Below are 14537 nucleotides of genomic sequence, written 5' to 3' on the forward strand. Positions count from 1 at the left end.
TACCGAAAGGACCGTGAATGAAATGTCATCCTTTAAATCCTTAGCTTCCAGCCTGCTTGGCACAGCTGTATTGTTAACAGCCGTCGCTGCTCCAGTATTTGCAGCACCTGCTTCACCTGCAACCTCCACAAAGCCTGCTGTACAAGCGCCAAAGCCACAAGCTAACGGTGTCGTGTTCACACCAAAAACCATTACGGTCGATACGAAAGAATTTCAAGGTAAAGTATCCATCCCAGTGATTAGCGGGATGAAGGATAAAGCTTTTGAAGCAAAGCTGAACGCTACTCTGCTGAAAGAAGCGCAAACAGGCTTGGCTGAAGGAAAAAAATCCGGCAATGAAGATGCGGCAGAAGCGAAAAAACACGGCTGGGAGCCACGCCCTCATGCGCTAGACATCTCCTATGAGGTGCACAATGCTGGCAAACTCGTTTCTTTCTCCGTACAAACCTACATTTATACGGGCGGAGCACATGGCATGACGGATGTTACGTATTACACCATCGATAATCAGGCCAAGGCAAAACAACTGAAGCTGGCTGACCTGTTCCAGCCTGGCTATGACTACCGTACCATTCTCAATCAAATCATTTCGCAACAAATCAAAGAAAAGACCGAGGCGGATGGCTTTAACCCTTACGATGCATTCGAAAGCATCAGAGAGGATCAAGGCTATTCCTTTAAAGACGGCAACCTGGTCATTCATTTTGGTCAATACGAAATTGCCGCTTATGCAGCAGGAATGCCAGAGTTCGCAATCCCTGCTCATCGTTACCAAGGTCTGTTGAAACCTGAGATTCGTGAGGCTTTGTTCAAAAAGTAATCGTAGCAATTCAAAACGACACCTGCACGAGCGGCGGGTGTCGTTTTATATGTCCAGCTTAGGAGAGCCAGCTCTCGATTTTTTCCCATAAGTAAAATCTCACTTCTACTTCAGGAGCAGAGGCAGTTGCTTCTTCTACTTTTTCTACCTCTTCGGACTCTTCTACCTCTACTTTTGTTTGCTCAGCGTCCACTTTCATTGATTCGGAATTTAGCCCTACTTCGTTCTCTTCTAGGGGTAAGACCGCTACTTGCTTTCTATCAAATCGATCGTAGTCTTCATTTTCCTCGGGTACAGCTGCTGTCGTTTGCTCAGATTCTTCAAGCTCTGGAGTTGGCTCAGCTTGTACAGCGTCGCCATTAGACATGTCAATAAAGCAGAGCGGCGGGAACAGGACACACCACCAGTTTTGGCCTTTTGCCTCTCCAATTTGTACACGGACTGCTCGGTAATTACCCGCAGGATACACATAGGAGCCGTACAGCTTCGTCGGAAAAGGGACTTGGCCAAAATCCACTACAGCTTTGTACGAAAAACCGCGTTCCTTGATCGTCTTGTCTACGACTTGTTGAAGGACAGGCAACTGTGATTGAATCACTTGCTCTGCTTCCTCCAAAGTCTCGATATCGTCCGCCCACGTATTCATTTGAGCAATAATCGCATCTCTGACTTCGCGCTTTAACCATTGATCTTGGACAGAATCGCTGTTCGCAATAATGCGCAAGCGAACGGATTCCTGAGGGATCGGCCCATTATCCAACACATTGGCCGAAGTAAGCTGCCCCTCCCAGCTCATCATAAGCATAAACAGGCTAAATGCCATTAACAACATCCGTTTCATCGTTATCCGTCTCCCTCTATACTAATCTTCTCTCTTTAGCAATCAGTATGGACGGATTCACACGATTTCAAACATTCATTCCCTATGTAAAAAAGGCGAGACGAGTTAGCGCTATCGTCTCACTCCGATAACAACCCGCTCGATCCCCGCCAAATCTGGAACAATCTCTACCTCATCCATGACACCGGATGCTTTCATCAATGCCGCTACATCCCCAGCCTGATAAATGCCTACCTCAAACGCTACGACTGCTCTTTCTTTCAATAGATTCGGCAGCGCCTCACACAGTCGACGGTAGCAATCCAGACCATCTTCGCCGCCATCCAAAGCCAAGCGAGGTTCATGTACGCGTACTTCATCGTCCAACTCCTCGACATCGCGACTCGGGATATAAGGTGGATTGGACACGAGGATGTCTACCTTTTCGCCTGCTTCCAAAAGCGGCTGCACCAAATCCCCTTGTAAAAAGCGGACATCTGCACCAAGACGACTTGCATTTTCCCGAGCGATTGCCGTTGCCTCAGGAGACAGGTCCACCGTAGTCACGCGCCATTGCGTTTTTTCTAAGGCGAGCGTAATGCAGATGGCTCCGCTCCCTGTGCCGATATCCACCACCGCAAGCTCTTCCCGCTCAGGCCAGAGCTTTGCTGCAGCAGCCATCACTTGCTCCACCAGTATTTCCGTTTCCGGTCTTGGGATCAGCACACCTGGTCGCACCATAAAAGGACGCCCGTAAAACTCCTGTTCGCCAAACATGTATTGCAAGGGCTCGTTATTCGCCCTACGCACGCACAGTCCGTCCAGCTTCTCCAATGTTCCTGCATCGATTAAATCCGTCATCGCCATTAAAAAGCGCGTGCGATCCCAGTCGAGACAATGACGAATCATTAGCTCCGCTTCGAACAAAGGATCCTTTGTCCCTTTTTCCCGCAAAAAGGAAGAAGCCCGTAATAGGGCTTCTCGAATCGTCGTGACATCAGACCAATCAAGCTGAGTGTGCATGGCTTTTCAAAAGCTCCGTTTGTTCATGCAGGATCAGGTTGTCGATCACTTCATCCAATTCGCCTTCCAATACCGATTCCAGTCGGTGCAGGGTCAGACCGATGCGGTGGTCGGTCACGCGGCTTTGTGGATAGTTGTACGTGCGGATGCGCTCGCTTCGGTCACCAGTACCCACCAAGCTTTTGCGCGTAGCATCTGCTTCCGCATTTTGTTGTTGCATGTAGAAATCATACAGACGTGCGCGCAATACGCGCAGCGCCTTGTCTTTGTTGGAATGCTGGGATTTCTCGTCCTGACAAGAAACCATGATCCCTGTAGGAATATGCGTTACGCGAACCGCAGACTTGGTCGTGTTAACGCTCTGACCGCCCGCACCACTAGAGCAGAACGTATCGATGCGGATATCTTTTTCGTGTACTTCCACTTCCACGTCTTCTGCTTCTGGCAGAACCAGTACAGTCGCAGTAGAAGTATGGATGCGTCCACCGGACTCAGTAGCCGGGATGCGTTGCACGCGATGCGCGCCGCTTTCGAATTTCATTTTGCTGTAAGCACCGCGGCCAGACAGCGAGAAGACAATTTCCTTGTATCCGCCGATATCGGTTGGGCTTGCCTCCAGCACTTCAATTTTAAATGCGTTGCGCTCCGCAAAACGCGTGTACATACGGAAAAGCACCGCTGCAAACAGTGCAGCTTCATCGCCGCCCGCAGCACCGCGGATTTCCACAATGACGTTTTTCTCATCGTTCGGGTCTTTTGGAAGCAACAGGATCTTCAAACGATCTTCCAGTTGTTCCTTGCGTGCTGACAATTCATTGAGCTCGAGCTTGACCATTTCACGCATCTCGTCATCCAATTTCTCTTCCAGCATCGCTTTCGCGTCATCGATTTGACTCACCACTGATTTATATTCACGGTATGTCGTTACCGTCTCTTCCAACGAAGATTGTTCCTTAGACAGTTCACGCAAGCGTTTTGTATCACTAATGACGTCGGGGTCACATAGGAGGTTGGTTACTTCTTCAAAACGCTCTTCGACTGCAGATAAGCGTGTAAACATTTTTATTTCACCCCATCGCAAAGAATAATAGCCTTTTGGCGCAGGCGAAGCCTTGGTAGCATGTATGTTAGATATGAATTGCGATAAAAATGCTATCTACCATAAAAACGGTTATAACAGATAAATTATAGGAGGAATGGCGCAAGAAGTCAAAGTGCATTATAACTGGAAATGTTTTACCGATGCCAAACAGGCCCGGCTATGCCGAGCCTTGCTACAAACGTCCTGCTCACCTGTCAGCGATGGTAACCGTCATGCGAGGTTAAGTGAAAATCGTAACGCGGGATTCTTTCCCGTAAAAGTGAAATCACCTGCTGCTCGATGGTACGCGCTTGATTCGCAGTAATGTTATGCACAAGGTCAAGAGTAACATATGCATTGGCATCGGTGAGTGTGATGCGCGCATTTTCCACACCTTTTACCGACATGGCGATCCTCTCCATATTGGTCACGTCGACTTGGGTATTACGTGAGTTCCAGTGGCCGATAACCATATTTGGATTTTGATTGCGCCCCATTAACGGATCACGATCTGCAGCGACAGGCGCACGGCCTTGCAGCGTATTGCCGCTTTGATCCCCTCTGATCTTCATATTGTGCTGCGTATTCCTCATATCCGTACTATAGCCCTGTTGTTTAGCCGTATTTCCTCCGCATCCGACAGTGAGGACAGTCGTAAGTACAACCAAGCCCAGAACGACACGCGAGCTGCGCAAAAGCCAATTAGGCTGTGTCCGCATGAAAAAGCCACCTCCTGTTTTGCTTAGTCTGCGCATCGCCTCTTGGGCTCATGCACGGGACAAACAGGGGGTGGCTTATGCTTTCTTTTATTCGGTAACTGGAGGCGTATAGTAATGCTTGCGACAGACGCTGCTGTATGTATCATTTCCAGCAATTTCAATCGTCTCCCCGGAGTAGACGGGTTGTCCATTTTTGAACTTGAGAATATGCGTCGCCTTTTTATTGCAGTAAACACAAACGGTTTTAATCTCCTCTACCTTGTCAGCCTCGCACAACAGGGCGGCACTGCCGGGGAAAAGCTCATTCTTGAAGTTTTTCAACAAGCCATAGACGATTACAGGGATCCCCAGCTTGTCTACGATCCTGACGAGCTGATCCACATGGTGGCGGCTGATAAACTGAGCCTCGTCAACCAACACACAATGTGGCTTGACTGATTCTGCCTCTACGATTTTATACAAATCGGTCTCTTCGCTAATCGGTACTGCTTCTCGGCTAATCCCAACACGCGAAGCAACTTTTCCCACGCCATAGCGATCATCCACTGCTGGAGTAAACACTACTACTTTTTTCCCCGATTGCTCATAGTTGTGGGCAACGGTCAATAATTGAATGGATTTGGAAGCATTCATCGCTCCATACCGAAAATATAGTTGTGCCACGTCTCTATCTCCCTTTGCCTAAAAGTTGTTACTCAGTCTTTGCATGGCGGTCTTTTGCCTCCTGAAACAAGGCCATGGCCAGCTTTCTTCTTTGTGCATGGTCCACACAAGGAATCGGATAGTCGAAGCCAATCTTACAGCCTGCTTGCTCTTGGATATGCTCTGGCATGTACCACGGTTTATGAATATATTGTAGAGGTACTTCACGCAATACGGGAAGATATTTTTTGACGAAAACGCCGTCTGGATCAAACTTTTCCCCTTGTGTGACAGGATTAAAGATCCGAAAATACGGTTGCGCATCGGTACCAGTCGAAGCACTCCATTGCCAGCCCCCGATGTTTGCCGCTTCATCGAAATCGATCAACTGCTGTGCGAAATAAGCCATTCCCCAACGCCAATCCACAAGCAAATCCTTTGTCAAAAAAGATGCAGTAATCATCCGCAGCCGATTGTGCATCCATCCCGTCTCCTTCAACTGCTTCATGGCAGCGTCGACAATCGGGTAGCCCGTCTCCCCATGACACCAACGGGTAAATAGGTCCTTCCTGTTTTCCCAAGCAACCGTTTCAAATTGCGGCAGGTAGGCATGGTCAGTCGTGTGCGGATGGAAATAAAGCACCTGCTGATAAAATTCTCTCCAAATAAGTTCCGTAAGAAAAGCTTCGATCGAGGTAACCTGCTCACCCCGCGCGGAAGCAAGCAATTCCTGTACGCTATGATACACCGTCCGTATAGACAGAGTACCTGTGTTTAGGGCAAAAGACAGCCGGGAGGTCGCATTCACCCCTGGCACGTCGCGTTGTTCTTTATACGTATAAATGTCTCTATCTATAAATTGCTGCAATCGTTTACGTGCCGACAGCTCCCCGAACTGTTCCACTTCCCACTCGGGGCCGATCGTTCGTTTCCGTCCAAATGCTTCCACAGTAGGAACTGGCTCACTCGCCAACTCCTTCAACCGATCAAATAAATTCCATCTTGTCGGCTGAGAGAACGGTCTATCTTTGGGGATCGTCTGCCAAACGCGGCGATAAGGTGTAAAAACGGCATACGGTGTCCGCTGCTTCGTCATAATTTCCCCGGGCTCATGCAGAACCAGATCTTTGCATGTATGTACAAACACGCCATGACTGCTCAACACTTCTGACACGAGCTCGTCTCGCTTGCGAGCCTCTGGCGTATAATCCCGATTGAAAAACAACTTATCTGCACCCGTTTCATGTGCTAATTGACAGAACACTTGCTGTGGGTTGCCGTGGCGAATCAAGAGGCATCCTCCCAGTTGAGCCAAACCGTCGCTGAGTGCAGCTATTGCGGCAAAATGCGCATGCAGTCGCTTATCTCCTACAGCCGCAGAACGACAAAGCGAATCCTCCACTATATAAACAGGAATAATCGGATCACCTGTGAGCATAGCTGCGTGCAGAGCAGCATGGTCGTGCAAACGCAGATCCCGACGGAACCAGACTATAGCAGTCATCGTTTGTCCTCCCGAAAAAAATCAGTGCCAGAAAAAGACAAAACCAGGCAGATTGCTCTACCTGGTTGCTCCCATACATTCTGATTATTACAGATTGTATTTGCGTTTGAAACGGTCTACACGGCCGCCTGCATCAACGAATTTTTGTTTTCCTGTGAAGAAAGGATGGCAGTTGGAGCAGATCTCCACTTTCAACGCTTGTTTCACGGAACCGGATTCAAATTCGTTACCGCATGCGCAGCTAACTGTTACTACGTTGTACTTAGGATGAATGTTTTGTTTCATCTCTTCTACACCTCTTTCCGCCCTGAATCGTTTGCCGAAACAGAGTTATATAAACACATATCAGATAGTAGCATGAAACACTGCCGAAATGCAACTGGTTGGCCGATTACGCCATGTTTTTCCTACGCTGGAGTTGATCTGGAGGAATATGTGTAAACGAACCGATTACGACATCTGGCAACTCCTGCTGATAAATTTCAATAGCTTGCTTCATGCCGAATACTTCGCCTTGCGCTTTTGGAATCATCGCCAGATAACTCTCTGGATCGATATTCAGATTCCGCAGCTGAATCAGCTTAATACCTGTTCTGCGGATGAACTCGATCATCGCTTCCATTTCCTCTTCGCGGTCAAACACGCCAGGGAAGCACAAATAGTTAATGGACGTATAAACACCCTTGGATGCAGCGTACTCAGCAGAACGCGCTACATTTTCCAACGTGTAGTTGCGCGGGCGGTAGTATGCATTATAGTGTTCGTCAATCGCACTGATAATACTCACGCGCATCAGATCTAGGCCAGCATCGACAATGCCTTTGATATGATCCGTCAAGCCTGCATTCGTATTGATGTTGATAAAGCCCATATCTGTCGTTTCCCGTACACGACGCATAGCAGGAACAATGATGGAAGCCATCGTAGAAGGCTCACCCTCACACCCCTGTCCGAAGCTGATGATGCTCTCCGGTGTCTTCAGGTGGTGCAGCATGACTTCTACCAGCTCGTCCTCTGTAGGCTTGAAGTTCATCCGCGTCTGTGGAGAAGGGAAACCACTATCATCTGGTTGCTCGGAAATACAGCCGTAGCAACCGGCATTACAGGTATAGGAAACAGGCAAGCTGCCTTCCCAGCGGTTGAAAAAGTTATTGGAGGCCGTTAAGCATTCGTACTCCAACGCACAGTGGGACAAGTGGTTCAAAATGCGGTTTTGTGGAAACGTCTCCAACGTCTTTGCCACTCGCTGGCGCAGTTCATCCATCGGGAAGTTCAACGGGTCCCATTTGTAAATATCGTCACTCGCCCGACCTGTTACCCAGAAACGGTTATCCTTCCAGACGACTGCGGAGTAGCCGAACAATGGCAGCTTGCTTTCCTTGTTCGTTTTCACGTAGCCTGGCAGCAAGAGCCTTGTAATTCCTTGTGGCACAAGTGCGCCTACTGCTGTACAGCCATCCAACTTGACCATTTCCCCTGTGTCAGGGTCCATTCCGATCGGCTCGGTGTCCGGCAAACTGACCAACGTCGATCCTTCCGAAAGCGGGATTAGTTCTTCTTCCAGAATTTCTGTCAATATATCTCCGTTACGAGCCACTGCAAAAAGACCTGGGTGGTCGTATACATTGCCTTTTTCATCTGCGTAAACTAAATACATGGGAAAATCGCCTCGCTTCTTTGCTTTGCCCATTGTATCGCATTGAAAAAGCAATGTAAATTGTATAGGGTTACCTGCCAAGATAGGGAAGTGGATTGATCGGCACATCATCCTGCCGCACTTCAAAGTGCAAATGGTAGCCCGTAGAGTTACCCGTTTGACCCATGTATCCCAATATCTCACCCTCTTCTACGGTTTGACCCGGTGACACCAGCAAGAGACGCATATGGGCATAAAAGGTTTGCAAGCCATCTCCGTGATCAATCACGACCATCCGCCCGTACCCTGACCGGTTGGCGCCTGCCTCCACAACAACTCCTGCCCTCGCTGCCAAGATCGGGGTCTTTGATTCCTGTTCATTCCACAAATCCACACCCTTGTGTGTTTTTCCCCAACGCGCTCCAAATCCGCTTGTAATCGTAGCTTCCCTGACAGGCCAATTTAGACCGCCGCGAATCCTCGTGATGACTTGCCGGCTTGCCGCTTGAACGGCACTTCGCTTCTGCTCCGGATCGTTGCCCAACATCGGATTGCCTTTAGCGATGGGGACATACACCACCTGTCCTACATACAGGTTGTCCGACAGCCATTTTAGCAGCGGATTTCGTTCGATTAACGATTCCCGACTTACACCGTACCGCCTTGCTATGTAATCCAGTGTTTCTCCCCGTTTTACCATATGTCCGACTTCATCACGCTTGATGATTAGCTTCATGCCCACACTTACCAGATGGGGATTCGTAATGCTATTAGCCTCTACCAGATTTTTTAAAGAAAGACCGTAGCGCTGGGCAATACTGGATAGCGTATCTCCTTGCCGAACAGCGTACACCACTGAATTTCCTTTCGTTGCTGGTGCAGGCGAAGCCAGACTGGCATAGGGATTAAACGCTTGAAATAGCGCCTGCTCCACGACTGCTTTTTTCGCTTCCATCTGTGACTCCACCGGAGCGCTAACTTGCACGTACTCCACGAAGCATCTCCTCCTTCTTTTCCAGCTCCCTTCCTAACGGTATGCCAACGCCACAAAAAAAATGACGGTGAGTCATTATGAACTCACCGTCGTGCTAGCTGCTTTCCCTCTGCCCTGTTGCTTAGACTCAAGGGTTTGCAAAAATTCTTCGTTTGTTTTTGTATCTGCCAACTTTTTAATAAAGGAGTCTACAAACTCATTTGTTTCATTCATGTTCTTCCGGATCATCCACAGCTTATCCAGCTCTTCTTTGGTTAGCAGAAGCTCTTCGCGACGCGTACCCGAACGGCGGATATCGATCGCCGGGAAAATTCTGCGCTCTGCCAGCTTGCGATCCAAATGAAGCTCCATGTTTCCGGTTCCTTTGAACTCCTCATAGATCACATCGTCCATGCGGGAGCCCGTCTCAACCAAAGCAGTCGCCAAAATGGTCAAGCTACCGCCTTCTTCAATGTTCCGCGCCGAACCAAAAAAGCGCTTCGGACGATGGAAGGCCGCCGGATCAATACCACCGGACAATGTTCGACCACTTGGAGGAATAACCAAGTTGTAGGCACGCGCGAGACGCGTAATGGAATCCAGCAGGATCACCACGTCTTTTTTGTGCTCAACCAGTCGCTTCGCACGCTCCAAGACAAGCTCAGCAACTTTGATGTGATTCTCAGGCAACTCGTCAAAAGTCGAGGCAACTACCTCTCCTTTGACAGATCGCTGCATATCCGTCACCTCTTCCGGACGCTCATCAATGAGCAAGACAAACAAGTGGATATCCGGGCGGCTTTCGGTAATGCTGTTGGCAATCTCTTTGATCAGCATGGTTTTCCCCGCTTTTGGCGGAGCCACAATCAATCCACGCTGACCCAGTCCAACAGGAGAGAGAAGATCCATCAGGCGAGTGGAAACGCGTTCAGGGGCTGTCTCCAGTACTAGCTTGGTTTGAGGATACAACGGTGTCAATGCGGGGAAATGAAGACGCTCTGCGGCTGTCTCAGGGTCTTCTCCGTTCACTGCCTCTACTTGAAGGAGCCCAAAATAACGTTCATTCTCCTTCGGTGGTCTTGCTTTTCCTGATACCACATCCCCCATCCGCAGATCAAAACGACGAATCTGCGATTGGGAGATGTAGATATCTTCCGAGCTAGGGAGATAGTTAATGGGGCGGAGGAAGCCGTATCCCTCCGGCAATATTTCGAGAACCCCCTCCATAAACATGAGACCATCCCGCTCCGCCCGTGCTCGAAGAATCGCGAAAATCAATTCCTTCTTCTTCAGCTGGGAGTAGTACGGAATATGGTATTCCTTGGCCAGCTTATAGAGATCGGTCAGCTTCTTTTCTTCTAGTTCAGAAAGTAACATACATCCACCACTCTTTATTTACTCTTGAAAAAAACCTAGCTCAACATATTAATGCGAAAATTGTTTTCTTACAAACCGTTCATCGGCTTCGTTCTAAGCGGTGGTTCCCTTCAATGAAACGTACCGTTCCTGTTTTGGCACGCATAACAACGGAATTGGTCGTCGCACGAGTTCCTTGGAAGCGAACTCCTTTGAGCAACTCGCCATCCGTCACACCTGTCGCAGCAAAAATGGCGTCATCACCTTTCACCAAGTCGTCCATGAACAGGACTTGATGAGGGTTAGTCAATCCCATTTTGACACAGCGTTTAATCTCTTCTTCATTTTGCGGCAAGAGCTTACCCTGAATTTCTCCCCCGAGGCATTTCAAGGCAACTGCTGCCAGAACACCTTCAGGAGCTCCTCCAGAACCGAACAAAATGTCTACACCTGTATCAGGGAATGCAGTGTTGATCGCAGCGGCTACGTCTCCGTCTGAGATGAGGCGAATACGCGCGCCTGCCTCACGAATTTCGTGGATCACCTTAGAGTGACGATCACGGTCAAGCACGATAGCGACCAAATCGCTGATATCTTTCCCCTGTGCCTGCGCTACTGCTTTCAGGTTATCACGAACTGGTGCATTGATATCGACTTTACCGACTGCTTTAGGCCCTACTGCCATTTTCTCCATATACATGTCCGGAGCATGCAACAAATTTCCACGGTCTGCAATGGCAATGACCGAAATCGCTCCCCACGTACCTTTTGCGAGGATATTTGTTCCCTCCAAAGGGTCAACAGCCACATCGACTGCCGGAGCCACTCCCTGGCCCAGACGCTCACCGATGTACAGCATTGGCGCTTCGTCCATTTCTCCCTCGCCAATTACTACGATGCCATCCATCGGCACTTTCATAAATTCATTGCGCATTGCGGTCGTTGCCGCATCATCAGCCTCATCTTTTTTTCCGAGACCCATCCAACTGGCAGAAGCCAAAGCAGCAGCTTCAGTCACACGTACCAGTTCAAGTGTTAAACTGCGTTCCATTCTGGAAGACTCCTCTCCTGGTGATTGGTTAACGCTGGTGGTTTTCCATGCTCTGCAGACCTACCCGAGTAATATCGGCCCCTAAGGATTGCAGCTTGCCCACCAAGTTTTCGTAGCCACGATCTATATGTTCGAGTCCTTCTAATTCTGTCGTGCCGTTCGTTGCCAAGCCAGCAATGAACAGAGCTGCTCCCGCACGCAAATCCGAAGCTACCACTTTGGCACCATTCAGTTTGCTTCCGCCTTCGATGACAGCGGATCTTCCTTCAATCTTCAAGGAAGCTCCCATACGGCGCAGTTCATCTACATGTCGAAAACGCGAGCTGTAAATATTGTCCGTCACGATGCTTGAGCCTTTGGCAAGAGTCAGCAAGGTCGTAATCGGCTGCTGGAGATCCGTTGGAAAACCCGGATACGGACTCGTTTTCACGTCGATTGATCGATAAGAATCAAGTCCAATGACTTGGATACTGTCATCCTGTTCTACCACTTGCGCACCGATTTCGCGCAGCTTGGCCGTTACAGACTCCAAATGCTTTGGAATGACATTCTCCACCATCACATTGCCGTTTGTAGCCGCTGCCGCAATCATGTACGTCCCCGCTTCGATCCGATCGGGGATGATCGTATGACGGCATCCGCGCAAGCGTTCTACGCCTTTAATGCGGATCATGTCCGTTCCGGCGCCTTTGATGTTTGCTCCCATATTGTTGAGCAAGGTCGCTACATCGACGATCTCAGGCTCGCGGGCAGCGTTTTCAATAATTGTCACACCGTCTGCTTTGGCAGCAGCCAGCATGATGTTAATGGTAGCACCAACACTGACCAGATCGAGATAAATTCGCGCACCCTGCAAACGTCCATTTTGGGCACGAATGGTCATAACGCCGTTTTTGTTCTCCACCTCGGCGCCCATCGCTTCAAAGCCCTTGATATGCAAATCTACTGGACGCGGGCCCAAATCACAGCCACCTGGCAAGCCAACCTGCGCTTCACCGAACTTGGCGAGCAAGGCTCCCCACAAATAGTACGAGGCGCGAAGCTTTTTGATGCGACCATTTGGCATGAGCATCAGCCTCATACTACGTCCGTCGATTTCCATCCAATCTTCTTCGAACAGCACGTCAGCTCCCATTTCCTGCAAGAGCTCGTGATAGATCCCTACATCCTGAATACGGGGGAGATTCTCAATAACAACGGGTCCATCTGCCAGCAACGCTGCTGGGATGAGTGCGACTGCGCTGTTTTTTGCTCCGCTGATGGTCACCGTCCCCGCGAGCGGTTTTCCACCGTTGATGATCAGCTTATCCATGCTTTGCTCTCCTCAGGCGTAATCGGGAAAGAAGCACCTTCCCCAATGGAAAAGGTGCTTGGACTTTCAAACACGTGTCCTTATTTTTGCATGCTTGCCCAGTCAGCGAGGAATTTCTCCAAGCCACTGTCTGTCAGTGGATGGGCAATGAGTTGTTTAAATACTTTCGCTGGAATGGTAGCGAAGTGAGAACCACGGCGAGCTGCCTCCGTTACGTGAACGGGGTGGCGCACAGATGCCGCAATGATTTCGGTGTCGATACCGTGAACAGAAAAGATTTCAGCAATATCTTCGATCAATTGCATGCCATCTTGACCGATATCATCCAGGCGTCCCAAGAACGGAGACACGAAGCTCGCACCTGCGCGCGCAGCCAAAAGTGCCTGGTTCGCGGAAAACACCAGTGTTACGTTTGTTCTGATTTTGCGTTTAGCAAAATACTTGGTTGCCTTCAAACCTTCTGCGGTCATCGGCAGCTTGATGACGATGTTTTTCGAAAGAGCAGCGAGCTTCTCTCCCTCTTCGATCATGCCTTTTGCATCTGTACTGATAACTTCGGCACTGATCGGACCGTCAACAATATCGAGAATTTCTTTCAGGGTTTCTACAAAATCGCGTCCTTCTTTAGCAACCAGAGACGGATTTGTCGTTACGCCCGCCAGAACTCCCCATTCGTGAATCTCGCGGATTTCTTCAACGTTTGCTGTATCAATCAAAAAACGCATGATTATCCTCCCAGTTACGCGCGGTTGCTGCTTCCGAACAAGCGCATTTTTCCTTTTACTACTTCCTTGATCGCATCGCGAGCAGGGCTCAGGTATTTGCGTGGGTCGATTTCATTCGGCTTGGCAGCCAGCACTTTGCGAACTGTTTCCGTGCATGCGACTTGGCTTTCTGTATTTACATTGATTTTTCCTACGCCCAAACGGATGGATTCGATAATCGCTTCGTCTGGTACGCCGGAACCACCGTGAAGAACGATCGGTGCTCCAATGTTGCTCGCTACTTTTTCGATAATGTCGTAGCGGATTTTTGGAACTCCTTTGTACATACCGTGTGCTGTACCTACAGCAATCGCTACGTAGTCTACTTTTGTTTCTTCCCAGAAGCGGATTGCTTCCTCAGGATTTGCCAAGGTAGCATCTTCCTCGTCAACAGACAAGTCATCTTCCACCCCGCCGATGGTACCGAGTTCACCTTCTACCGATACGCCAACAGCGTGAGCAGCCTCTACAACCTGTTTGGTCAGGCGAAGGTTATCTTCAAACGAATGATGGGAACCATCGAACATAACAGAAGAGAACCCAGCGCGAATGCACTTCATTACCATGTCGAAATTGCTACCATGGTCAAGATGCAAAGCAACAGGAACTCCTGCGCGTTCAGCAGCCACTTTTGCAATCGCTACTGTATAATCGATCCCCATATATTTCAGTGCACCCTCAGAAACACCAAAGATCACAGGCGATTTTTCTTCCATCGCGGCTTCCGTAATCGCTTGAGTAAACTCCAGATTGTTCAGGTTAAATTGTCCGACGGCGTATTTATGCTTTTTGACGTCTTCGGTAAAAGCGGTCATAGGTACCAGTGGCATTTTGTA

15 protein-coding genes are annotated in these 14537 nt (G+C 49.2%); 1 reads left to right on the forward strand and 14 read right to left on the reverse strand.

Annotated features, from left to right (window positions below):
- The first annotated feature begins 22 nt into the window (after positions 1-22).
- Positions 23-820, forward strand: coding sequence for a DUF3298 and DUF4163 domain-containing protein (locus tag ACKKE8_RS29430; RefSeq protein ID WP_409176107.1), 798 nt, complete (start codon positions 23-25; stop codon positions 818-820).
- Positions 821-878: 58 nt separating this feature from the next.
- Here ACKKE8_RS29430 and spoIIR read toward each other — a convergent pair whose 3' ends face one another.
- From spoIIR to fba, 14 genes are all read right to left on the reverse strand, one after another.
- The gene (gene spoIIR / locus ACKKE8_RS29435; RefSeq protein WP_409176108.1) at positions 879-1661 is read right to left on the reverse strand and encodes a stage II sporulation protein R; all 783 of its coding nucleotides are present in this window, start codon (positions 1659-1661) and stop codon (positions 879-881) included.
- Positions 1662-1772: 111 nt separating this feature from the next.
- The gene (gene prmC / locus ACKKE8_RS29440) at positions 1773-2663 is read right to left on the reverse strand and encodes a peptide chain release factor N(5)-glutamine methyltransferase (RefSeq protein WP_409176109.1); all 891 of its coding nucleotides are present in this window, start codon (positions 2661-2663) and stop codon (positions 1773-1775) included.
- Complete coding sequence (gene prfA, locus ACKKE8_RS29445) at positions 2647-3723, reverse strand: peptide chain release factor 1 (RefSeq protein WP_047069834.1); 1077 nt, start codon at positions 3721-3723, stop codon at positions 2647-2649. The genes prmC and prfA overlap by 17 nt, the downstream gene beginning before the upstream one ends.
- A 236-nt stretch (positions 3724-3959) precedes the next feature.
- Positions 3960-4463, reverse strand: a complete 504-nt coding sequence (locus tag ACKKE8_RS29450) for a sporulation protein (protein WP_409176110.1) — start codon at positions 4461-4463, stop codon at positions 3960-3962.
- 87 nt (positions 4464-4550) lie between these two features.
- A complete protein-coding gene (locus ACKKE8_RS29455; protein ID WP_409176111.1) occupies positions 4551-5126 on the reverse strand; it encodes a thymidine kinase in 576 nt (191 codons plus the stop codon).
- Between the two features lie 28 nt (positions 5127-5154).
- Positions 5155-6609, reverse strand: coding sequence for a cryptochrome/photolyase family protein (locus ACKKE8_RS29460; protein ID WP_409176112.1), 1455 nt, complete (start codon positions 6607-6609; stop codon positions 5155-5157).
- Between the two features lie 87 nt (positions 6610-6696).
- The gene (gene rpmE / locus ACKKE8_RS29465; protein WP_017252381.1) at positions 6697-6894 is read right to left on the reverse strand and encodes a 50S ribosomal protein L31; all 198 of its coding nucleotides are present in this window, start codon (positions 6892-6894) and stop codon (positions 6697-6699) included.
- A 106-nt stretch (positions 6895-7000) separates the two neighbouring features.
- Entirely contained in the window at positions 7001-8266 is a 1266-nt protein-coding gene (locus ACKKE8_RS29470; protein WP_409176113.1) for a radical SAM protein, read from the reverse strand.
- Positions 8267-8336: 70 nt separating this feature from the next.
- Entirely contained in the window at positions 8337-9239 is a 903-nt protein-coding gene (locus tag ACKKE8_RS29475) for a peptidoglycan DD-metalloendopeptidase family protein (protein ID WP_409176114.1), read from the reverse strand.
- A gap of 75 nt (positions 9240-9314) precedes the next feature.
- On the reverse strand, positions 9315-10595 hold the full coding sequence (gene rho, locus ACKKE8_RS29480) for a transcription termination factor Rho (RefSeq protein ID WP_015893654.1): 1281 nt from the start codon (positions 10593-10595) through the stop codon (positions 9315-9317).
- A 79-nt stretch (positions 10596-10674) separates the two neighbouring features.
- A complete protein-coding gene (gene glpX / locus ACKKE8_RS29485; RefSeq protein WP_409176115.1) occupies positions 10675-11625 on the reverse strand; it encodes a class II fructose-bisphosphatase in 951 nt (316 codons plus the stop codon).
- Positions 11626-11653: 28 nt separating this feature from the next.
- A complete protein-coding gene (locus ACKKE8_RS29490; protein WP_409176116.1) occupies positions 11654-12937 on the reverse strand; it encodes a UDP-N-acetylglucosamine 1-carboxyvinyltransferase in 1284 nt (427 codons plus the stop codon).
- Positions 12938-13017: 80 nt separating this feature from the next.
- Positions 13018-13662, reverse strand: coding sequence for a fructose-6-phosphate aldolase (gene fsa / locus ACKKE8_RS29495; protein WP_015893657.1), 645 nt, complete (start codon positions 13660-13662; stop codon positions 13018-13020).
- Positions 13663-13676: 14 nt separating this feature from the next.
- Positions 13677-14531, reverse strand: a complete 855-nt coding sequence (gene fba, locus ACKKE8_RS29500; protein ID WP_048035114.1) for a class II fructose-1,6-bisphosphate aldolase — start codon at positions 14529-14531, stop codon at positions 13677-13679.
- Between the last annotated feature and the right edge of the window lie 6 nt (positions 14532-14537).

The sequence above is a fragment of the Brevibacillus fortis genome (assembly GCF_046196545.1).
GTDB classification, from domain to species: Bacteria; Bacillota; Bacilli; order Brevibacillales; family Brevibacillaceae; genus Brevibacillus; species Brevibacillus fortis_A.